Origin of the sequence: Hyphomonas sp. (genome assembly GCF_013823385.1) — a bacterium.
In the GTDB taxonomy this organism is placed as follows: Bacteria; Pseudomonadota; Alphaproteobacteria; order Caulobacterales; family Hyphomonadaceae; genus Hyphomonas.
Window position 1 is genome coordinate 12551 of record NZ_PNMA01000012.1, and the last position, 21699, is coordinate 34249.

The following is a 21699-nucleotide window of genomic DNA, read 5'->3' on the forward strand; positions in this document are numbered from 1 at the left end:
TAGACGGCCCAAGGCGGGCCTGCAACGGATCAGCGCTGTTAAGACCCTTGTTTTCGCAGGCTGTAGGTTTCAGCCGTGCCCGGGAAGCGCCGGGCGCGCACGTCAGCGGCGTATTCTGCGGCGGCCTGATCGATGGCCTCGCGCAGATCGGCGTAGCGGCGGACGAACTTGGGCGTCCAGTCGAACAGGCCGAGCATGTCCTGGGTGACCAGAACCTGGCCGTCGCAGGCGGCCGAGGCGCCGATCCCGATGGTAGGGCAGCTGACTTCGGCGGTGATGGCGGCGGCGAGATCCTCGGCGACGCCTTCGATGACGATGCAGAAGGCGCCGGCATCGGCGGCGGCGCGGGCCTCGGCGAGGACGCGGGCGCGTTCATCTTCCGTGCGGCCCTTGGCGCGGAAGCCGCCATCGACATGGATCGCCTGCGGGCGCAGGCCGATATGGCCCATCACCGGGATGCCGCGCTCCACGAGGTGGGCGATCTGGCCGGCGGCATAAGCCCCGCTTTCGATCTTGATCGCCTGGCAGCCGGTTTCCTTCATGATCCGCACCGCGTTCAGGAAGGCCTGATCGGCATTGGTTTCATACGAACCGAAAGGCATATCGACGACGACCATCGCACTTTGCGAGCCGCGCATGACGGCCTGGCCATGCAGGATCATCATCTCCATCGTGACGCCGACGGTCGACGGGAGGCCATGGACGACCATGCCGAGGCTGTCGCCCACCAGCAGGATGTCGCAATGGGGATCGAGGATCGCGGCGGTCGGAGCGTCATAAGCCGTCAACATGACAAGCGGCGTCGCGCCCTTGGCGGCGGCGATGTCCTTGACGGTCTTTCTGGCGGTCTGGGTCTGTTTTGACATGGCCCTGCGATTACAGGGTCCGCCCCCGGCGGGCAAGCAATGCCTTTGCCGGGCTGGTTATTGCGGGAGGGCGGGCATGCCGAAGAGGATCGGGTGGAGCCAGAGCAGGATGGCGGCATACACCCCTGCCCCGATGACCACCGCGCCGATGTCGCCAACGGCGGAAACCGGCGCGTCCGGGCCGGGGCCGATATCGCCGCGCTTTTTGAGGGCAATCCGGTCAATCACCCCATAGGCAAGGAAGCTGCCGAAAAGGAGGACGGAATTCAGCTCGCCATTGGCCAGCAGGTGGCCCAGCGCCCAGATCTTCACCGCCGCCAGCATCGGATGCTTCGCCGCCTTCTTGATGCGTCCGGTGGGCAGATAGGCGGCCGCCAGCAGGATCATCGCCGGCAGCATCAGGGCAAGGTTGAGGTGGGCGAGGCCCGTAGGGGGCGTGTAGAGGATGGGCGCGGGCCGGGCGGCGTCAAAGCCCCAGATCATCAGGCCAAGCCCCACAGCCGAAACAAGGCTGTAGAGGCCCATATAGGGGCCGTAGCCGAGCTTTGCCTTCAGATCCTTCCCCGGCGCGCGGCTGCGGAAGGCGCTGAACAGATGCGCTCCGAAAAAGATGATGATCCCCAGAATGAGATAGGTCATGGCGGTGCCTCCCAGCGTTTGGCGGCAGGGTAAACTGATTGGGGAATGGCGGGAAGCGCCGCGTTTGGGGCAGCACGGAGGGCCGGAACGCGCGGGGGGCGCGGCCGGTGTTTGCTTTTTTCTTGAGAGGTGCCCCACCCCATCCCTCCCCACATCCGTGGGGAGGGGGCCTGTTGCTTTGTGGGGAGAGGTAGGGTTTCAGCGGAGGGCGACTTTCCCCTAGGGCGCGACTTGCCCCCTCCCCGCAAGCGGGGAGGGTGGGGGTGGGGCTGCTTGCAGCTAGGAGGTGTCGGGGTGTGGGGCTCCCCCCTCCGTCCGCTTCGCGTCCACCTCCCCCGCTTCGCAGGGGAGGATACTTGTGTTGGGGGCTGAGGAATTGGCAGCCAGAAGGGTTTTGGAGTCCTCCTGAAAAACTCCAACGAGGTTTGGCGCAGTGTGGCTTTCCCAGACGGGATCATCCCAGCTCGGTTTGACGGCTTTCGGCTTTTTGTAAGCGCGCCAGTAGTCGCCGACATGGACGATGTGGACGTGACCCCATTTGGAGACCGAGATCAGAAGCGTCCTGAGTTCCTTGTCCTGACGTTTGAAGATCCAGCGCAGCTGCAGCCAGAGGTATGGCCAGAAGACTGGCAATACGTGGGCATAGAGGCGGGCGGCGATCTGGGGCGACATGCGAAGGAGTATACCTCCGTTCCCGGAGGGGGTGGATGAAATTTCTGGAAATCGCCTAAGTGCTGCAGGTTCAGCGGGAAATTTGTTGGATAGGGTTGAAGGCCCTCACCTCCCATCGCCTTGCGATGGGCCCCTCCTCTCCCACTTCGCGGGAGAGGGGTTTAGCGTTGTGCTCGCGGTGAGGTCCCAACCCCTCTCCCTCTGGGAGAGGAGGGGCCCGCGCGCGAAGCGCGTGGGAGGTGAGGGCTGCGGCGTTGGAGTTTTTTGCAGAAAGCTCCAAAAAAACTCCAACGGCGCTCCAAAGGCAGGTCCGGACACTTCCGGAACGCTTTTGCAACCTTTAAGGACAAAAAAAACGCGGCAACCGGTATTAACTGTCCTCAAACTCTCTTATGGTATGCCATAACATCTGACCAAGACTGGATAGACCCGCCATGGGCGCGCAACTGATCGACCGGACCCTGCTGACCCATGGCTCTGACGCCAGGGCCCAGCTGAATTTTCGAGAGGCCTGCAGGGCCGCCGTGCGCGTTTTTCAGCTCAGCGAGAAATACAAGACGGCGCCCTACCCCAATGCCTATGCGGTGTGGTTTGCCTATTCGACCAAGTCTGATCCGGCGCTTGTGGCCGAGATTGACGAGTTGCTGCTGGGGCAGGACACGATTTCGCCCTATGACATCGACGTTCTGTTCCAGGCCTATCTGGCCGAGGACCAAAGCGCTTTTGCAGCGCATGATCTGAGCCAGGCGATTGGCGACGAGATTGGCGAAGTGCTGAGCGTGATCGATGCGAGCCTGCAGCAGAATTCGGCGTTTTCCGAGACGCTGACGACGCTGGAGCAGGACCTGCCCAAGGCGGCAACCTCACCCGAACAGCTCAACTCTCTGGTTTCCGGACTGATCGAGGAAAACCGCCGGATGAGCGCGATGACGATGGAGCTCAACCAGGGCCTTGTCCGGTCGCAGACCCTCATCGCGGTTCTGAGCGACCAGCTGGACGAGGTGCGCTCGCAGAGCCTGCGCGACCCGCTGACCTCCATTCCCAACCGCCGCGCCTTCGACAAGACGCTGGAAGACGCCATCAAGCAGGCCAACCGCACGCGCGAGCCGCTGTGCGTGGCGATGGCAGACCTCGACCATTTCAAGGCGCTGAATGACACTTACGGGCACGAGGCCGGTGACGTGGTGTTGCAGAACTTCGCGCGGCTGATCTCGTCCAATGCGGATGAGCCGCGGCTGGTGGCCCGGCATGGCGGCGAGGAATTTGCAATCCTCTTCCCCGGCAGCCAGCTGATGGAGGCCTATAACCGGCTGGTGAACATCAAGCATCTGCTGAGCCAGACCGAGCACCAGCTGGATGGCAATCCGGTAGCCTTGCCGGTGGTCACCGCGTCCTTCGGCGTGGTGCAGTACAAGCCGGAAATGACCCCGCGCGAACTTATGCAGAAGGCGGATAAATACCTCTATGAGGCCAAGGCCAAGGGCCGCAACCGCGTCTGCGCGCCGGGGCTGGGATAATCCATCACGGCGCCGCCAGGCCCGCCCTGGCCGCCGGATCAATTCCTTGCAAAGAGTAAATCCCTTCCGCACAACTTCCCAGCGCGGTCTTTCCGGGAAGTTAACTCTGATATGTTAGAGAAAATGCCAAATTAGTGCCCAAGAGGCTGGCAATGGCAATTCTCCGCAGAATCCGCACAGAGGTCGAAAAACTGGCAATGTTTATCCGGCCAGTGCCTGTGCCGGAGAAACTGCAGGCAGCGCTTCAGGCCAAACAGGTCAGTTCCATCAACCATCTGATTGTGCTGATGATTCTTGTCGGGCTGATGAATACCGCAATTGTCCTCCTGGAACTGGGCTCGAAAAACCTGAACCCGATGATGATTGTCTGGGGCGCCGCGCTGACCCTTCTGAACATCGTGACCTATGTGCATCACGTCCGGGGACTGAAATACAGCCACAAGGAAGACTATGCCGCCCGGAAGCTGGATATAGGCGCAAAGAATTCGACGATGCATGGGCTCTTCTGGGCGGCCCTGCCCATGCTGGTGGCCATCAACGCGCCGGACATGCAATTCATGGTGACGATGCTGATTGCGACCGGCATGGCATTTGGCGGCACCTTCCTGCTCGCCCGCGTGCCGCGCGCGGCCCTCTGCTTCATTGTGCCGATCAGCCTCGGCATGAGCGGCGCGGGCTTCCTGCGCGGAGACGCGACCAGCCAGGTGGTTGGCGTATTGTCCATCATATATGTCTTTGTGCTGATCTATTCCGTTCTCTGGGCCCACCGGCAGTTCGTGCTGCAATTCCTCAGCGAGGCGGCAGTCAGTGAACAATCTCAGGTGATCAGCCTGCTGCTGCGGGATTTCGGCGAAAGTTCTTCGGACTGGCTGTGGCAGACCAACGCTGATTTCCGGATGGAGAGCGTGCCCTGCAATGGGCAGAATACCGACGCTTCGAGATCCTTCATGCACGCGGACCGCAATTTCTTCTCGCTGTTCCAGAGCTGCGAAGCGCGCCGGAAACTTGAAGAGGCCATGCACGCCCACGAACCTTTCCATGATGTGGTGCTGCAGGTGCGCGTGTCTGGCCCGGAAAAGTGCTGGGTCGCCCTGACCGGCAAGCCGATCTATGAGGACGGGCGGTTCATGGGCTTCCGCGGGGTGGCCTCGAACGTGACGCAGGCCAAGCAGGCCGAAGACCGGATCGAACGGCTGGCCCATTATGATGACCTCACCGGCCTGCCCAATCGCGCCCATATTCTGGAGCTTCTGGAGGAGTGGACGCGCGCGCCGCTGGAAATTTCCTCGATGCGGGCGATGATCTGTCTCGATCTTGATTCCTTCAAGGTGATCAATGACACGCTTGGCCACAAGGCGGCAGACCAGTTGCTGCGGCAGGTGACAAACCGGCTGACCGAACATGCGGCCGCCGACGACCTCGTGGCCCGGATTTCCAGCGATGGTTTTATCCTGGCGGTGAAACGCCAGGCCAGCGTCGGCGGGCTGGAAGCATTCCTCGATATGCTGAGCGCCTATCTGAACGAACCCTACTCCATATGGGACGCAACGATTGTGTGTACCGCCTCGATTGGCGTGCGCCGGTTTGACGAACCCGATCTCGATGCCGCAATGGCAATGAACCATGCAGACTTGGCGATGCATGCCGCGCGCCAGAAGGGCAACGGACGATGGGCGCTATTCACCCCGGACATGGCCAACAAGGCCGCCGCGCGCCTGCGCGGGGAAGTGGAACTGCGCGAAGCCATCACCCAGGGTCAGCTGCGCCTCGTTTATCAGCCCCAGGTCAGCGCAGAGACGCGCAAGGTGGTGGGCTTTGAGGCCCTGGTGCGGTGGCATCACCCCAAGCTTGGCATCATTCCGCCTTCCGAGTTCATTCCGCTGGCGGAGGAAAACGGCCTGATCGTGCCCATGGGCGAATGGATTATCCGCACGGCCATGGCGCAAGCGGCTCAGCTTCCGGCGAATATCCGCATGGCGATCAATATCTCCCCGCTGCAGATGAACGCGACAAGCCTTGTGTCTACGATTGTGCATGCGCTGGCCGCCAACCAGCTGGACCCGTCCCGCATAGATCTGGAGATCACTGAATCGGTCCTGATGGCAGATACCGGCTTTGCGCTGGAGCGTCTGCATCAGCTGCGCGATATGGGCCTGCGGATTTCACTGGATGATTTCGGGACGGGATATTCCTCGCTGAGCTATCTGCGGATGTTCCCCTTCCACAAGATCAAGATCGATCAGAGCTTTGTGCGCGGGATCGAGACCGATGCGGAAAGCCGCGCCATCACGCAGGCGACGCTGGCGCTGGCCAAGCTGCTGGGACTGCGCTGCACGGCCGAAGGGGTGGAAACACTCTACCAGGCAGACTTCCTCAGCGGCCATGGCTGTGACGAGCTGCAGGGCTATCTGGTCGGGCGGCCCCAGCCGATGGAGGCCATGCAGCATCTGATCGACGCGGCGGCGGCGGAGTACGAAGCGTCCCTGCCAGCCGAGCCCGATGAGGCCCCGCTGCAGAAGATTGCCCGCGCCAACTGATCGCGGCCGTTATTCCGTCTGCTGGACCGGGCCGCCGCGGCTGGCGCTGCGGGAGCCCCCCGAAGCGGCTGCGAAGGCCTGGGCCATGCCGCGATAGAAGGTGATGCGCTGCTCCGCTGCCGGATCAAGCACCACGGCCCGGTTTGCCCCGAAGAGAGCTTCAGGTTTCTTGCCCTCATGGGCAACCTTCATGATGTCTGCCCAGAGTTCAGCCGGGAGGCCGCCGCCGGTGACCCGGCGCATGGGGCTGTCATCATCATTGCCGACCCAGACACCGCCGATATAGGCCGCCGTGAAGCCGACAAACCAGGCGTCGCGCGATTCCTGGCTGGTGCCGGTCTTGCCCGCGACGGTCCAGTTCGGGATGCGGGCGCGCCCGCCGGTGCCGAAGGAGGCGGTGATGACCCGCATCATCATGGCGTTCATCTCTGCGGCGAGGTCTTCCGGGTACACACGTTCGCGCTCGGAGACGGGATGTTCGAAATAGACCTGGCCGCGCGAATCCGTCACGCGGGCGATGAGGTAGGGCTCCATCCGGTAGCCGCCGGACTGGAAGACGCCATAGGCGCGCACGAGTTCCCAGAGGCTGACTTCCTGACTGCCAAGGGCGATGGAGGGGAAGGGCTTCATCTCGCTCGCGATGCCGAAGCGTTTGGCCAGGGCCGCAATCCGCTCGGGATTGGTTTCGTTGCCAAGCTCGGCCGCCACCGTGTTGGTGGAGCGGGCGAGCGCTTCAGACAGTGTCATCGGCCCGTGATACTCGCCGCTATAATTCACCGGCTGCCATTTGCCGATGGAAATCGGCCGGTCATTGAACACGTCATAGGGCGAATAGCCGTCTTCCAGGGCGAGGGCATAGACGAAGGGCTTGAAGCTGGAGCCGGGCTGGCGCCGTGACTGGGTGACCCGGTTGAAGGGCGAGGCAGCGTAATCGACCCCGCCCGTGAGGGCCACGACGGCGCCATTGCGATCAAGGATCAGGGCCGAGACCTGGCTGGCGGCAACGGCCTTGCCATCCTTGGTCATCCGCTCGCTGAGCAGCGTCTGCGTCTTCTGCTGGATTTTCGGATCGATGGTCAGCTGGACGACGGCATCCCCCGGCACGCGCGGCAGCAGGGTTTTCAGGCGCTCGGCAGCAATGTCGAGGGCGTAGCCAAGCTGGGGATCGTAGCGCGGGGCGGCGATGATGTTGATCGGCGCTTCCCGGGCGGCGGCGGCTTCCTGGCGCGAGATGTAGCGCTCGCTCTCCATCTCCTTGAGCACATAGAGCTGGCGGGATTTGGCGCCTTCCAGATTGTCGCGCAGGTTGAGCTTGGAGGGGGCCTTGGGCAGCGCGGCCAGGAGGGCGGCTTCATGGATCTGAAGCTCGGCCGGAGGCTTGCCGAAATAGAAGCGCGAGGCCGCGTCGATGCCGTAGAGGCCTGCGCCGAAATAGATGCGGTTGAGATAGAGCGAGAGGATCTCGTCTTTCGTCATCCGTTTTTCGAGCTGGCGGGCGAGGGTGATTTCCTGCGCCTTGCGCTGCATCGTCTGGCGGCTGTCGAGAACGAGGTTTTTCACCACCTGCTGGGTGATGGTGGAGGCACCCGAGACGGTTTCGCCGGCCGCGGCGTTGGAGAGGGCGGCGCGGGCGATGGCGGCCTCATCGGCGCCGTCATGCTCGTAGAAGCGCTTGTCTTCGGCCGCGATGAAGGCCTGGGAGACGTGTTTGGGCAGCTCCGTCACGGTGATGGCGCGGCCATAGCGGGGGCCGCGCACGGCGAGAGTTTTGCCTTCCGCGTCGATGAACTCGATGGCCGCCTCGCGCTGGGCCTGCCAGAGCTCGGACACTTCGGGCAGGCGGGGCATGCCCGAATGCAGGCTCTGCCACTTCCACAGGCCCCAGGCGCCGGCGCAGAGGGCGATGGCGCCGATCGCGATCAGCAGGATGCGCAGCGGGCTCAGCCGGCGCGGCGAAAGCGCCTGCGCGGGAACGCGGATGACCCTTGGCATGCGGGGCGGTTGATGGCTGTCGGTCATGCGTGAATGGCCCGGCCTGAATGCTGGAGTGTGCCTGAAACCCGGAGCCTAACTGATAGAAGATTACGGCAGGGTGAAGGCACCGGCTGGAACGGAACGCTGAGTACAGGCCCTGAGCGTGCACCCCGCTAGGGAAAAGTACGGGATTTGCCTTCCGGGAGGCCGGTGGCAGGATGAAAGTGTGATATAGTGAGGGATCAAGGGCCGATTCTGGCCTGCAGCGCCCTGCCCCAACTTTCTGCAAAGGAGCCCGCCGATGCGCCCTTCCCTGCCTTTCCGCCCGGTTGCCATCCTGCTGGCCGCAGGCTTCATGACGCTGGCCGCCTGTGAGCGCCAGCCGGTAGAGCAGCCGCATGTGCCCTCGCCCGGTGTGGGGCTGGAGACCCCGGCGGAGCCGGCCGCGCCGGTCTTCGATGTGGAAGCGCTGGGCATCCCGATGGATGAGGCCTCGATTGCCGATGGCAAGGCGATTGCGCAGACCCATTGCGCGATCTGCCATGGGCTGGACCAGGATGCGAGCCTGCGGGCAGACGCCCCGCCGCTGCGCTATGTGCTGTCGCTCTACTCCCCGGAAAACCTGTCTGAAGACTTCCGGGCGGGCATCCATGTCGGTCATGAGACGATGCCGGATTTCGTGTTCGGCGATCTCGGGATGGATGTGCTGCTGGCCTATCTGGTGAGCATTCAGGAGACCCCGCCCACCGCGGTGGAGTGAGGCCCGGCTAAGCCAGGCCGGGACGCCAGGCATCCTTCAGGTGATGTGGCAGGCGGCCGGGGGCGAGCGCGACGATGTCATAGCGCCAGCCATAATCTGCGAATTTCGGGCGCTGGCCCATCCAGGCCTCGGCGGCGCGGGCAATGCGCTGCCAGGACTGCACGCTGACGGCGCCGAGGGCATCCTCCTGCCGGGCGCGGGCCTTGACCTCGACAAAGGCAATCAGCTTTCCCTTGCGCGCGACAAGATCGATCTCGCCCACCGGCAGCTTCACGCGGGCAGCCAGGATGGAATAGCCCTTCAGGCGCAGCCAGAGGGCGGCGCGGCGCTCGGCAGACCGCCCCCGCGCCTCGGCGATCTGGCGCTTAGCCGGCATCTTCCGATCTGATCTGGAGGGCGCGCTGATAGACCTCGCGGCGCGGCAGGCCGAGGGCTTCGGAGACACTGCTGGCCGCTTCCTTGGTGGGCATAGTTTTCAGGGCGTCGCGCAGGGCGGAGTCGAGATCAGCGGCGGTGGCGTGTCTTTCTTCCGGCGGCCCGGCGAGGACGACAATCTCGCCGCGCGGGGGCCCGGCCTCTTCATAATGACGGGCGAGGCTTTCCAGCGTGCCGCGCCTTGTTTCCTCAAACATCTTGGTCAGCTCGCGGGCGACGGCGGCGGTGCGGCCCCCGCCCAGAACGCTGGCGAGATCGGCCAGGCTTTCGGCAAGGCGTGGGCCGCTCTCATAGAAGACAAGCGTGGCGGGGACGTGTTTGAGGGTTTCGAGCGCGGATTTGCGGGCGCCGGATTTGGGCGGCAGGAAGCCGGCAAACATGAACCGGTCGCTCGGCAGGCCCGAGGCGACGAGCCCCGCCAGCAGCGCTGAGGCGCCGGGCACGGGATGAACCTTGTGGCCCGCCTCCAGCGCGTCATGCACCAGCTTCCAGCCGGGGTCCGACACCAGCGGCGTACCAGCATCCGAAATCAGGGCGATGCGGCCACCTGCTGCGAGGCGGGCGAGGATCTGTGGCCGCCGTTCGGCCCCATTATGGTCATGGTACGGGCTGAGACGGGCTTTAATCCCGTAGGCGGACATTAGTTTTGCCGCCACGCGGGTGTCTTCGGCCAGTACCTCATCGGCAGCGGACAGGATGTCCAGCGCGCGCAGGGTGATGTCCCGGAGGTTGCCGATCGGGGTGGAAACAACATAGAGGCCGGGAGAAACGGCAACGGGCTGTTGCCCGGCACCGGCGGCGCTCATAGAGTCGCCTTCGGCTGGAATCGAACTGGCGTCGGAAGGATCGGAAGATGACATTGTTGCCACCCTTACTCAGGAAACTCCGGGCGCCAAGCCTTGTGCTGGCTTCGCTGCTTCTGGCGACAGCCTGCGCCTCGGCGCCGGCGCGTCCGCCGGTCTCCATCGGGACAGGCCAGCCGCGCGTCGATCCGGTGACCGGGGAGCCGGTTCAGCCAAGGCCCGGCGAGACTTACGACACCGGCCAGATGGCCGAACCCTATTACCGCGATGATGGCGGTCTGACGCCGGAATTCATGCGCGGGAAGGATGTGAAACGTGCCGCCGTGCTGCTGCCCTTCACCCATCCGAGCGCCAATGTGCGCGCCGAAGCCGAGAGCATGCTGGCCGGGATCGAACTGGCGCTGTTCGAACTGGCGGGAACCGACTTCCTGATCATGCCGATGGACACGGCAGGCCGCGCCTCCACCGCCGAAGCGCGGGCCGATGAAGCCATCAAGGAAGGCGCCGACATCATTCTGGGGCCGCTGTTTGCCGCCAATGTGGGCGGGGTGAAACAGGCAGCCAATCGCAAATCGATCCCCGTGGTGGCCTTCTCGAACGATCCGACCGCTGCGGGTGGCGGGGCGTATCTCGCCTCGATCATGCCGGAGGAGGAAGTCATCCGCGTGATGGGCTATGCCGCCAGCCGGGGCACGCGCACCTTTGTGTATCTCGGCCCGGACAGCCCGTATGGCCGCCAGGTGGAAGCCGCGATGCGCGCCGAAGCGGCCCGGAATGGCTGGCGGATGGCCTCGAGCGCCTTCTATCCGGCAGACTCCGGGGCCGGCGATCAGGCCCGCCAGATCGCCAGCGTGGTGAAGGCCGAATATGCCGGCGCCAACCAGCGGGTGGGCGTGATGATCCCCGAGCGCGGCACACGCCTGCTCGCAGTGGCGCCGCTGCTGCCCTATAATGGCGTGGACCTGAAGCGCGTGCGCCTGATGGGGACGAGCAACTGGGATGACAGCTCCGTCTGGCGCGAGCCGACGCTGGAAGGCGGCATCTTCGCCACGCCAGATCCGGACAATATGACGACCTTCAGGGACACCTATCGCCGGATCTATGGCCGCGCGCCGACCGACCTGGCAGCCGCCGCCTATGACGCTGCGGCCATGGCGGTGAACCTGTCGGCTACCGGGGCGATCCAGCATTCGGGCGTGACCGATCCCAACGGCTTCATGGGGGTTAACGGCCTCTTCCGCTATCGCCTCGACGGCACCGCCCAGCGCGGGTTGGCCGTGAAGCAGATCGGCGGCGGCGGCGCCTCTGTCGTGGAGAAAGGTATTACCCAATTCCCGCCGGGTGGTAGCTAATTGGCCTGAACTGCACCTGACTCCGGCCCTTGCGGGGGGCCGGAGGGCGCCCCAAATGACCCGCACAGGGCGGACCAGAGTTCAGGCAGCGACGAAAACATGAACAAGCGCGACTATTACGAAGTGCTCGGCGTTGACCGCGGCGTCGACGAGAAGGCGCTGAAATCAGCCTATCGCAAGCTGGCGATGAAGTATCACCCCGACCAGAATGCCGGGGATGCCGCAGCAGAAGAGAAGTTCAAGGAGGTCGGCGAGGCTTATGCCGTGCTCTCCGATCCGCAGAAACGGGCAGCCTATGACCGCTATGGCCATGGCGCCTTTGAGAATGGCGGGATGGGCGGCAACCCGTTCGGCCAGGGCGGCAATCCGGAAGACATCTTCCAGGATCTGTTCAGCCAGGTATTTGGCGGGGGCTTTGCCTCCAGCCGCCGCCGCAGCGGCCCGCAGCGCGGCGCAGACCTGCGCTATGACCTCGAAATCACGCTGGAAGAAGCCTTCTACGGCAAGGATGAAACCATCCATGTGCCCCAGGCGGTGACCTGCCGCCCGTGCGAAGGCAGCGGCGCCTCGCCGGGCACCAAGCCGGAAACCTGCGAGACCTGTGGCGGCCATGGCCGCGTGCGCGCCCAGCAGGGCTTTTTCACCATGGAACGCACCTGCCATATCTGTCAGGGGCGCGGCCAGATCATCCGCAAGCCGTGCAAGAATTGCGGCGGCGCCGGCCAGGTGAAGGAAGAACGCAAGCTGCAGGTGAAGATCCCCGCCGGCGTCGAGAGCGGGATGCGCATCCGGCTTTCCGGCGAGGGCGAACCGGGCAGCGCCGGCGGGCCGAAGGGCGACCTCTACATCTTCGTCGAAGTGGTGGATCATGACATCTTCGAGCGCGACGGGCCCAACCTCTATTGCCGCGCGCCGGTGCCGATGACCACGGCTGCCCTTGGCGGCGAGATCGACATTCCGACCATCGATGGCGGCCGCGCCCGCGTGGCCATCCCCGAAGGCGCGCAGACGGGCCGCAAGCTGCGCCTGCGCGGCAAGGGCATGCCGAGCGTGCGCGCCAATGGGCAGACGGGCGATCTCTATGTCGAGATGTTCGTGGAAACCCCGCAGAACCTCACAGCCCGCCAGAAGGAACTGCTGCGCCAGTTCTGTGACTGCTCCGGCGCAGACTGCCACCCGGAAAGCGAAGGCTTCCTCGGCAAGATCAAACGCTTCTGGGGCGGCGAAGGCGACGAGAAACGCCCGGTTTGACAGCGCGACTTCACACCGCCAGCCTATCCTCTGTTATCTGACAAAGCGGCACGGGCGCGGCTGCTCAGCGTTGGCGCAGGCCGTCCAGGAAGAGGCTGACGGCATCGTCCACCACGTCACGAATTTCGTCTGCATCCGGAAAGTATCCGGGGTTCAGAAGGGCGCGGTGCGCCAGGGTGCCGCGGACCATTTCTAGGAAGAAGCTGGCGGCGCGGTGGGGGTCGCGCAGTTTGAGTTCGCAGGCCGCTTCCCGGTCTATCAGATAGGCGGCAACGGCGGCGCGCACTTCGCTGAGGCCTTTCTCGTAGAACTGGCGGGATAGATCCGGGAACTTTGGCGCGAGGCCGAGGATGACGCGGTAAAGCCCAACGCCGGTGGGCGTCAGCAGATGGGCGACGAAGTTCTGGCCGATGCGGCGCAGACCCTGCTCCGCCGGTGCCTGGGCGGAGATTTCCAGCTGCAGGGCGCCGGAAAGCTCCTTCACGCGGCGGGTGACGACGGCGAGGAACAGCCCCTCCTTGTCTCCGAACTGGGCATAGAGCGTGGAGAGCGAGCCGCCTGCCCGCGCCACGATCTCGGCCATGCTGGCGGCTTCATATCCCTGCTCCAGGAACACATCCCGCGCAGCATCCAGAAACGCCTCGCGGCGCTGGGCGGCCCGGCCCGGGCGCCCCGTAAGCGCTGTTTCTGAAGCTTTTTCCGAAGAGTCAGACATGGATGCACTTTCCCGAATTGGTGTAATTGACATTACACATTTTGATGGTGTAATCAAGATTACAGTTTCGGGAAATCATCAGCCCGGACATCAGAAACAAGTGCCATGCGCCCACAAACTCTCTCCCCGAAGCCTGCCGCTCAGCCGATTCCTCCCCGTTCTGAGCCCGGGCCTGCGCCCTCCCAACCGTCCCCACCCCCTCCCGCCACCCCTGCCGAAGATGCCAGTGCCGAGCCTGAACCGGCCGGCTTTGCCCAGCGGTATCGCCGCCACATCCTGACCGGGCTTGGCCTGCTGCTGGCCCTGGTCATCGGTTGGAAAGGCATCGATTGGTGGACCACCGGACGGTTCGACGTTTCCACCGACAACGCCTATGTGCGCGCCGACATCACGCTGGTGGCGCCCAAGGTGCAGGGCTATGTTGAAGAAGTGGCCGTGACGGACAATCAGCCGGTGAAGGCCGGCGATCTCCTGATCCGGCTGGAAGGGGCGGATGCTGCCGCGCGGATGGAAGAGGCGCGCGCCGCCCTGGCCGCCGCCGAGGCAGAAGCCGCCCGGGCCCGCGCCCAGCTGGCTTCGCTGAAATCCACCGCTGCGGGCACGGCTGCCAGCCTCGCCGCTGAAAACGACCGCCTCTCCGAACTCAACGCCGGGGCCGAGGCCGCCAATGCCAATGCCCGCCTCGCCCAGGATGAACTTGCCCGCGACCAGAAGCTTGCAGAGCGCGGCTTCTATCCCAAGGCCGGGCTCGACACGGCCGCCACCAGGGCGGACGCGGCCAATGCGTCGGCCGATCAGGCCAGCGCCGCCATCATTTCCCAGAAAAGCCGCATCTCTGTGGCGCGCACATCGCTCGCCCGCGCGCAGGAAGACATTGGCGCTGCAGAAGCCGCCATCGCCAGCGCCGACGCGCAGGTGGCCGCGGCGAAGGCGCGCGTTGACGCCGCCACCCTTGACAGCGGCCGGTTTGAAATCCGCGCGCCAGTGGACGGGATCGTCACCAACCGGACGGTTTCGCAGGGGCAACTGGTCAGTCCCGGCCAGCAGACAATGGCGATCGTCCCGACACAGAGCGCTTATGTGATTGCCAATTTCAAGGAAACCCAGCTTGGCCGGATGCGGCCTGGACAGCCGGTGGAGCTGCATATTGATGCGTATCCGGACATGAAGGTGCATGGCATTGTGGAATCGCTGGCCCCCGCCTCTGGCGGCCAGTTCAGCCTCATTCCGATGGATACAGCGACGGGCAACTTCACCAAGATCGTGCAGCGGGTTCCGGTGCGGATTGCGATTGCCGAGGACGCGCTCGCCACGGGCCTGATGCGGCCTGGCCTGTCGGTTGAGGCAACTGTTTCGGTAAAGCCCGCCAAGAGCTGACATGACCGCCGCCACCGCCTCACCCGGTGCAGGCACTTCTCCCGCAGCCAGCGCGGCGGAAGAGAAGATACCCCTGACGCTGCATATCGGCTTCTTCGCAATGGTGATCGGCATGTTCATGTCGATCCTTGACGTGCAGATCGTGGCAAGTTCCATCCGTCAGATCCAGGCGGGCGTGGCCGCCAGCGGCGAAGAGATCGCCTGGGTACAGACCGGTTATCTGATTGCCGAGGTTGTGGGCATTCCGCTCTCGGGCTTCCTCAACCGGGTGTTCGGCCTGCGGCGCCTGTTCATCTTGTCGGCGGGCGCATTTACCGTTACCAGCCTGCTCTGCGCGCTTTCCTGGGATCTCGACTCGCTGATCTTCTTCCGCGCCATTCAGGGCTTTGCCGGCGCGGCGATGGTGCCCACCACGATGGCGGCAGCCTTCACCCTGTTTCCCGGTGGGCGATCGATGACGCAGCAGGTGATGATCGGCATGGTGGCCACGCTTGCCCCGTCGATTGGCCCGACACTGGGCGGCTGGGTGACCGAGCATCTGGGCTGGCACTGGCTGTTCCTGATCAATATCGGCCCTGGCATTGCCGCCTGCGTGCTGGTCTATCTGTTCGTACCCAAACAGAAGGGCGACTTCGCTCTGCTACGCCGGCTGGATGTGCTTGGCTTTGCGGCGATGGCGCTGTTTCTCGGCAGCCTCGAATGGGTCGTCGACGAAGGCCCGAGCGCAGGCTGGTTCACCGACAGGGGCATCGTGTACGGGGCGGCCCTGTGCGCAGTGGCGGGCGTGATCTTCTTCTTCCGCTCCTTTACCTATCATACGCCGATCGTGGACCTGATGGTGTTCCGTAACCGGAACTTCTGGTCCGGCGCCGTGATTGCCACCATTGTTGGCCTCGGGCTTTACGGCTCGGTCTATATCCTGCCGCTGTTCCTCGGGCAGGTGCGGGGGTTTTCGCCGCTGCAGATCGGCCAGATCATGAGTATTTCCGGCATCGCGATGTTCATCGGCGGGCCACTCTCGGGCGCGCTGACGAAGCGGTATGATCCGCGGCTTGTGGTGGGCATGGGCATCGTACTGGTGACGGCGGGCCTCTGGGGCAATGCGCAGCTGACCGCACAATCGGGATTCAACGAGCTGATGTGGCCGCAGGCGCTGCGCGGGATCGGCCTCATCATGACCATGGTGCCGGTGTCCAACCTGGCGCTTGGCACCTTGCCTGCGCCGATGGTGGCGAATGCTTCGGGCCTGTTTACCGTGGTGCGCAATCTGGGCGGGGCTTTCGGCATCGCGGCGCTGAACACGATGACCTATCATTTCACCGCCCTGCATGAGCAGGAAATTGCCTCCGGCCTCGATCCCGCGCGGCCGGAAGTGCAGGCTTTCCTGCAACAGGCCGAAGCGGCCGGCGCGGCCCATGGCCTGACGGATCCGGCGGCCGCGGCCTATGCGCAGCTGGTGATGCGGATGAAGATCGAAGCGATGACCATGACGTTCAACAACCTGTTCATGGCGATGGCGATGGCATTCTGCCTGATGCTTCTGGCGCTGCTTGTGCTGAAGAAGCCGGTAAATGCCCCCGCAGGCCCGGCGCACTGACGCGGGACGGGCGCTCGACTTCCTCTGGCGGTCCGCAATTCAGGCGGAGAACCCGGACCAGGAAGCCGCACGGATGACCGGCGCAGAACTTAACGGCCGGAAAACCATCTCATCGACTGACCCGGCGTCACGGCTTCCCATGCTCCTTACGCACGCGTAAGCCTTGAAAACAGACGCTGCCTGAACGCGCCTACCATCACAAAGACAGGGAGTAACATCATGGCTGATGCCTTTATCGTTGATGCCGTCCGTACGCCGCGCGGCGTCGGCAAGGTCGGCAAGGGCGCTCTCGCCCACATGCACCCGCAGCACCTTGCGGCCACCGTTCTCAGCCAGCTGCGCGACCGCAACAAGCTGGACACCGAGACCGTCGACGACATCATCTGGGGCACCTCCAGCCAGCGCGGCGCGCAGGGTGGGGACATGGGCCGCATGGCCGCCCTCGACGCGGGCTACAACGTCAAGGCCTCGGGCGTGACGCTGGACCGTTTCTGCGGCTCGGGCATCACCACGGTGAGCCTCGCGGCGGCACAGATCATGTCCGGCATGGAAGATTGCGTGATCGCCGGCGGCTGCGAAATGATGAGCTACACGGCCGCTTCGGCTGACCCGAAAACCCCGCCGATGATGGACGCTGGCAACCTGCGCCTGCGCGCATCGCATCCGCAATCCCAGCAGGGCTGCTGCGCGGACGCCATCGCGACGCTGGAAGGCATCGACCGGGAAGCGGTTGACCGCCTCGCCGTCGTCTCTCAGGAGCGCGCTGCCCAGGCGATCAAGGAAGGCCGTTTCAACAAGTCGGTTGTTCCGGTTTACAATGTCGATGGCACGCTCGCCCTCGACCATGAAGAATTCCCCCGCCCCGGCACCACGATGGAAAGCCTGGGTGGCCTGAAGACCGTGTTCAACATGTTCTGGAACATCCCGGTCGACGACCAGGGCACCACCTATGGCAGCCTGATCGAGAGCCGCTATCCGCAGCTCAAGGGCAAGATCCAGCACGTGCACCATGCCGGTAACTCCTCAGGCGTCGTCGACGGTTCGGGCGGCGTGCTGATGGCGTCTGAAAACTACATGAAGAAACATGGCCTGAAGCCGCGCGCCCGCATCGTGGCCACAGCAAACATGGGCGACTGCCCGACGCTGATGCTGAACGCGCCGGTTCCGGCCGCGAAGAAAGTGCTCGAGAAAGCCGGTCTCACCACCAGCGATATCGACGTCTGGGAAATCAACGAGGCCTTCTCGGTGGTTGCCGAGAAATTCATCCGTGACCTGAAGCTCGACCGCGAGAAGGTGAACATCAATGGCGGCGCCATGGCGCTGGGCCACCCGATCGGCGCTACCGGCTCGATCCTCATCGGCACCGCCCTTGACGAGCTTGAGCGTTCGCAGAAGCGCTATGGTCTCGTGACGATGTGTGCCGCTGGCGGCATGGCCCCGGCGATCATCATCGAGCGCCTCAGCGCCTGATTTTCCCATCCGCAATAAAGGCAAAACCCCGCCGGTTCGCGCCGGCGGGGTTTTTCTTTGGCGGGCTGGCAGGTGCAGATTCCCCTGCGCCCTCAGCGCGAGACGGCTTTCCTCCGGGCGCGCGGGCGGCTATCGGTGCCTGCATGATGGATACTGTTGTTTTTGATACATTGCTGCTGGCGCTGGATACGGGCGCCGTTCCCGTGCCCGAACACGGCCCGATCCTGGTGCTGAATGCCGAACCGGGCAGCTGGATGGCTCAGCTGCCAAAGGAGCGCGTAGTCTGCCGCACGAGCCTCAAGCCGGCATATGACACCCTGAAGGCAGCGGGCTACAATGTGTTGACGCCTGACAGCGTGGACATTCCCGAGGCGATGCTGACCATCGTGGTGCCGCCCCGGCAGCGTGACTATGCTCGCGCGCTCTATGCCCGCGCCCTGCTGGCGGCGCCCGAGGGCGGCTATGTGCTGGCCAGCCTGCCAAATACGCTGGGCGGCAAGACGGCCGAGAAGACCCTGGCCGAGATTGCCGGTGACGCCGAAAGCCTGTCGAAGCACAAATGCCGGGCCTTCTGGACCGTGAAGCATGCCAGCCTCGTGAATGAAGACCTGGCGCAGGAATGGATCGAGGAGGACGCCCCGCGCGAAATCGAACCGGGCCTCTGGAGCCGGCCGGGCCTTTTCAGCTGGGACCGGATTGATCCGGGCAGTGAGCTTCTGGCCGACAGCGTGCCGGAATACACCAAGGGCATCGGGGTCGACATCGGCGCCGGCAACGGATTCCTCAGCCGGGAAATCCTGCGCCATTGCGACAAGGTCGAACGGATGGACCTCTTCGAGGCCGATTACCGCGCGCTGTTCTGCCAGGAACAGACAATGGCGGAGTTTGGAGAGCGCTGCACCCTGACCTGGGGCGACGCGCTGAAGGACATGCCCCGGGCGACCTATGATTTCGCCGTGATGAACCCGCCTTTCCATACGGGGCGGGCAGACAATTCCGAGCTTGGCCGCGCCTTCATCCGGGCCGCCGCCGCTACGCTGAAGCCCTCGGGCACGCTGTGGCTGGTGGCCAACCGGCATCTTCCGTATGAGGCAGAAATTTCTGCCTGCTTCCGCGGTCAGGAAATGCTGGAAGACGAAGACGGCTACAAGATCATCAAGGCTGAAAAGCCCAAGCGCCAGAAATGAGCCGGGCATGAACGATACCCGCAAGCTCGCAAAATACCTTGCCGGCCTCGGCTATGGCTCGCGCAAGGAAATGGAAGTGGCCATCCGGCGCGGACGGGTCACCGGCTGGGGCGAGGATGTGCGCTTTGACGACGAGCCGCTGGACCCCGCGCCCGGCATGGTGCTGATGATACACAAGCCGGCGGGCTATACCTGCTCGCATCAGGATCAGGGAAAGCTGGTTTATGATCTTCTGCCACCGCGCTTTCTCAAGCGCGACCCCAAGATTTCCTCTGTCGGACGACTCGACGCGGACACGACCGGTCTTCTTCTGTTCACAGATGATGGGGCACTGCTGCACAAGCTGATCTCGCCAAAGTCTGACATCCCCAAGACCTATGAGGCGACGCTGGCGCGCCCGCTGGAGGGGTTTGAGCGCGAGTTTTTCGCCTCTGGCTCTCTCATCCTGCGCGGCGAGGACAAGCCCTGCCTGCCGGCAGAGCTTGAAGTGACCGGAGCGCGCACCGCCCGCCTCACCCTCACCGAAGGCCGCTACCACCAGGTGCGCCGCATGTTCGCCGCCGCCGGCAACCATGTCGAAGCCCTCCACCGGAGTCGGTTTGGCCCGCTGACGCTGGGCGATCTGGCAGAAGGCAAATGGCGCCTGCTGACAACGGAGGAGCGGGCGGCGATCTGCCCCTAGCGCGGGGCGGCGCCAGCCGCTATCTCACCGCTATGGCTCAACCTCCCCTGATTACACTCACCGATGTGCGGCTTTCATTTGGCAATACGCCCCTGTTTGAAGGGGTGACGCTGGCGCTGTCGAAGGGCGAGCGGGCCGCCTTGGTGGGGCGCAATGGCGCGGGCAAATCCACGCTGATGAAGATCGTCTCGGAAGCGGCCGAGCCCGATTCCGGCGAAGTGTGGCGCCAGCCGGGCGTGACCTTCGCCAGCGTGGCGCAGGAACCGGACCTCTCCGGCTACGCCACAGTGCTCGACTATGCCGCTGACGGGCTGGAGGCGGCCTATATGGCCGAGGCCGAGCTGATGGAGTTCGGCATCGATCCGGCCGCCGATCCCAAGACACTGTCAGGCGGGCAGATGCGCCGCGCCGCGCTCGCCAAGGCATTTGCGCAGGAACCGACGATACTCCTGCTCGACGAGCCGACAAACCATCTCGACGTACCGATGATCGAGTTTCTGGAAGGCCGGCTGAAGGCGTTCAACGGGGTTGTGCTGGTGGTAAGCCATGACCGGCGCTTTCTGGAGAATGTCTCCACAAACACGCTTTGGCTGCGGCAGGGCAAGGTGCTGAAAAGCCCGGAAGGCTATGTGAAGTTTGATCAGTGGGCCGAGCAGATCGAGGAGGAGGATGAGCGCCAGCTGAAGCGGATGACAACTCACCTCAAGGACGAACAGCACTGGCTGGCGCGCGGCGTCACCGCCCGGCGCAAGCGTAACCAGGGCCGCCTCGCCCGGCTGCGCCAGCTGAAGGTGGAACATGCGCAGGTGCGCAGCGCGCTGAACGACCGCAAGGCATTGGCGACGATTACGGCGGATGCCGGCGACTCCCTCAGCAAGAAGGTGATTGAGGCCAAGGGCCTTTCGAAAACCTATCAGACCCCGGACGGCACGGAACTCATCATTGCGAAGGATCTCGATCTGCGCATCCTGCGGGGCGACCGGATCGGCATTATCGGGCCAAATGGGGCGGGCAAGACGACGCTGGTGCGCCTGCTGCTGGGCGAAATCCCGCCCGATGCCGGCACGCTCTACCATTCCAAGACGCTGCAGGTGACCTATCAGGATCAGACGCGCGATACCCTCAACGCCAGGGACACGATCTGGGAAGCCCTCGCGCCGGAAGGCGGGGATTCGATCACGGTGCAGGGCCATCAGCGCCATGTGGCCGCCTATGCGAAGGACTTCCTGTTCAAGCCGGAGCAGCTGCGCCAGCCTGTTGGCGCGCTGTCGGGCGGGGAGCGCAACCGGCTGGCCCTCGCCATTGGCCTGGCGCGCACGTCAAACCTTCTGGTGATGGACGAGCCGACCAACGATCTCGACATGCAGACGCTCGACCTCCTGGAAGACATGCTGCTGAATTATGAGGGCACGCTGATCCTCGTCAGCCATGACCGCGCCTTTCTGGATGCGACGGTGACGAGCTGTCTCTCGCCCATCGGCGGGGGCGAATGGATCCAGACGGCGGGCGGATGGAGCGACGCGCAGGAACAGCTCAAAGACGTGCGCCGGAAGGATGCTCCGAAGGCGGAGCCTCAGAAGTCGTCTGCCACCGCGCCCGCCCCGGCCAAAGCCAAAGCTCAGACGAAACTCTCCTTCAAGGACGAGCACCGCCAGAAGGAGATCAACGGGCTCATACCGAAGCTTCAGGCGGAAATTGCAAAGCTGGAGGCAGACCTTGCCGATCCGCAGCTCTATGCCCGTGATCCAGGCGGCTTCAACAAGAAGTCTGCCCGTATTGGCGCGGCGCGTAACGAGCTTGAGGGGATTGAGATGGAGTGGCTGGAAATCGAGGAGAAGCGGGAAAGCCTCGGCAACTAGGCCCTC

At 64.2% G+C, this 21699-nt stretch carries 18 protein-coding genes; 11 read left to right on the plus strand and 7 right to left on the minus strand.

The genetic code is table 11. The features are described 5' to 3' along the window. Positions 1–38: 38 nt before the first annotated feature. The 3 genes from panB to C0456_RS08965 all read right to left on the minus strand — a co-directional run bounded on the left by panB (position 39) and on the right by C0456_RS08965 (position 2177). Positions 39–866, minus strand: coding sequence for a 3-methyl-2-oxobutanoate hydroxymethyltransferase (gene panB, locus C0456_RS08955; protein WP_291050722.1), 828 nt, complete (start codon positions 864–866; stop codon positions 39–41). A 57-nt stretch (positions 867–923) separates the two neighbouring features. Then, on the minus strand, positions 924–1505 hold the full coding sequence (locus tag C0456_RS08960) for an NnrU family protein (RefSeq protein WP_291050725.1): 582 nt from the start codon (positions 1503–1505) through the stop codon (positions 924–926). A 279-nt stretch (positions 1506–1784) separates the two neighbouring features. Beyond that, positions 1785–2177, minus strand: coding sequence for a hypothetical protein (locus C0456_RS08965; RefSeq protein WP_291050727.1), 393 nt, complete (start codon positions 2175–2177; stop codon positions 1785–1787). Between the two features lie 434 nt (positions 2178–2611). Here C0456_RS08965 and C0456_RS08970 point away from each other — a divergent pair, with 434 nt between their 5' ends. Continuing rightward, a complete protein-coding gene (locus C0456_RS08970) occupies positions 2612–3694 on the plus strand; it encodes a GGDEF domain-containing protein (protein WP_291050730.1) in 1083 nt (360 codons plus the stop codon). A 152-nt stretch (positions 3695–3846) separates the two neighbouring features. Continuing rightward, positions 3847–6231: a bifunctional diguanylate cyclase/phosphodiesterase gene (locus C0456_RS08975; RefSeq protein WP_291050733.1), complete on the plus strand. Its 2385-nt coding sequence runs from the start codon at positions 3847–3849 to the stop codon at positions 6229–6231. 9 nt (positions 6232–6240) lie between these two features. Here C0456_RS08975 and C0456_RS08980 read toward each other — a convergent pair whose 3' ends face one another. Next, positions 6241–8250 (minus strand): PBP1A family penicillin-binding protein, encoded by a 2010-nt coding sequence (locus C0456_RS08980; RefSeq protein WP_291050735.1) that lies wholly within the window; start codon positions 8248–8250, stop codon positions 6241–6243. A gap of 256 nt (positions 8251–8506) precedes the next feature. Between C0456_RS08980 and C0456_RS08985 the strand changes: the two genes are divergently transcribed. Continuing rightward, positions 8507–8965, plus strand: coding sequence for a cytochrome c (locus tag C0456_RS08985; RefSeq protein WP_291050737.1), 459 nt, complete (start codon positions 8507–8509; stop codon positions 8963–8965). 7 nt (positions 8966–8972) lie between these two features. On the opposite strand, the gene C0456_RS08990 is transcribed toward C0456_RS08985, so the two are convergent. Together C0456_RS08990 and rsmI are read right to left on the minus strand one after the other, a co-directional pair. Beyond that, entirely contained in the window at positions 8973–9341 is a 369-nt protein-coding gene (locus C0456_RS08990) for a YraN family protein (RefSeq protein WP_291050740.1), read from the minus strand. Beyond that, positions 9331–10206 (minus strand): 16S rRNA (cytidine(1402)-2'-O)-methyltransferase, encoded by an 876-nt coding sequence (rsmI, locus tag C0456_RS08995; RefSeq protein ID WP_291050742.1) that lies wholly within the window; start codon positions 10204–10206, stop codon positions 9331–9333. Before rsmI ends, C0456_RS08990 begins: the two co-directional genes overlap by 11 nt. A 47-nt stretch (positions 10207–10253) precedes the next feature. Here rsmI and C0456_RS09000 point away from each other — a divergent pair, with 47 nt between their 5' ends. Both C0456_RS09000 and dnaJ read left to right on the plus strand, forming a co-directional pair. Then, the gene (locus C0456_RS09000) at positions 10254–11555 is read left to right on the plus strand and encodes a penicillin-binding protein activator (RefSeq protein WP_291050744.1); all 1302 of its coding nucleotides are present in this window, start codon (positions 10254–10256) and stop codon (positions 11553–11555) included. A 99-nt stretch (positions 11556–11654) separates the two neighbouring features. Further along, positions 11655–12806 (plus strand): molecular chaperone DnaJ, encoded by a 1152-nt coding sequence (gene dnaJ, locus C0456_RS09005; protein WP_291050747.1) that lies wholly within the window; start codon positions 11655–11657, stop codon positions 12804–12806. A gap of 64 nt (positions 12807–12870) precedes the next feature. Here the strand turns inward: dnaJ and C0456_RS09010 are convergent, their stop codons facing one another. Beyond that, a complete protein-coding gene (locus C0456_RS09010; protein ID WP_291050750.1) occupies positions 12871–13521 on the minus strand; it encodes a TetR/AcrR family transcriptional regulator in 651 nt (216 codons plus the stop codon). Positions 13522–13626: 105 nt separating this feature from the next. Here C0456_RS09010 and C0456_RS09015 point away from each other — a divergent pair, with 105 nt between their 5' ends. From C0456_RS09015 to C0456_RS09040, 6 genes are all read left to right on the plus strand, one after another. Beyond that, positions 13627–14898: an HlyD family secretion protein gene (locus tag C0456_RS09015; RefSeq protein ID WP_291050753.1), complete on the plus strand. Its 1272-nt coding sequence runs from the start codon at positions 13627–13629 to the stop codon at positions 14896–14898. Position 14899: 1 nt separating this feature from the next. Then, positions 14900–16495, plus strand: a complete 1596-nt coding sequence (locus C0456_RS09020) for a DHA2 family efflux MFS transporter permease subunit (protein WP_291050755.1) — start codon at positions 14900–14902, stop codon at positions 16493–16495. 219 nt (positions 16496–16714) lie between these two features. Then, positions 16715–17965, plus strand: coding sequence for an acetyl-CoA C-acetyltransferase (locus tag C0456_RS09025; protein WP_291050757.1), 1251 nt, complete (start codon positions 16715–16717; stop codon positions 17963–17965). A 143-nt stretch (positions 17966–18108) separates the two neighbouring features. After that, positions 18109–19152, plus strand: coding sequence for a methyltransferase (locus C0456_RS09030; protein ID WP_291050760.1), 1044 nt, complete (start codon positions 18109–18111; stop codon positions 19150–19152). Between the two features lie 7 nt (positions 19153–19159). Next, the gene (locus tag C0456_RS09035) at positions 19160–19834 is read left to right on the plus strand and encodes a 16S rRNA pseudouridine(516) synthase (RefSeq protein ID WP_291050762.1); all 675 of its coding nucleotides are present in this window, start codon (positions 19160–19162) and stop codon (positions 19832–19834) included. Positions 19835–19866: 32 nt separating this feature from the next. Beyond that, on the plus strand, positions 19867–21693 hold the full coding sequence (locus C0456_RS09040; RefSeq protein ID WP_291050765.1) for an ABC-F family ATP-binding cassette domain-containing protein: 1827 nt from the start codon (positions 19867–19869) through the stop codon (positions 21691–21693). The last annotated feature ends 6 nt before the right edge of the window (positions 21694–21699 follow it).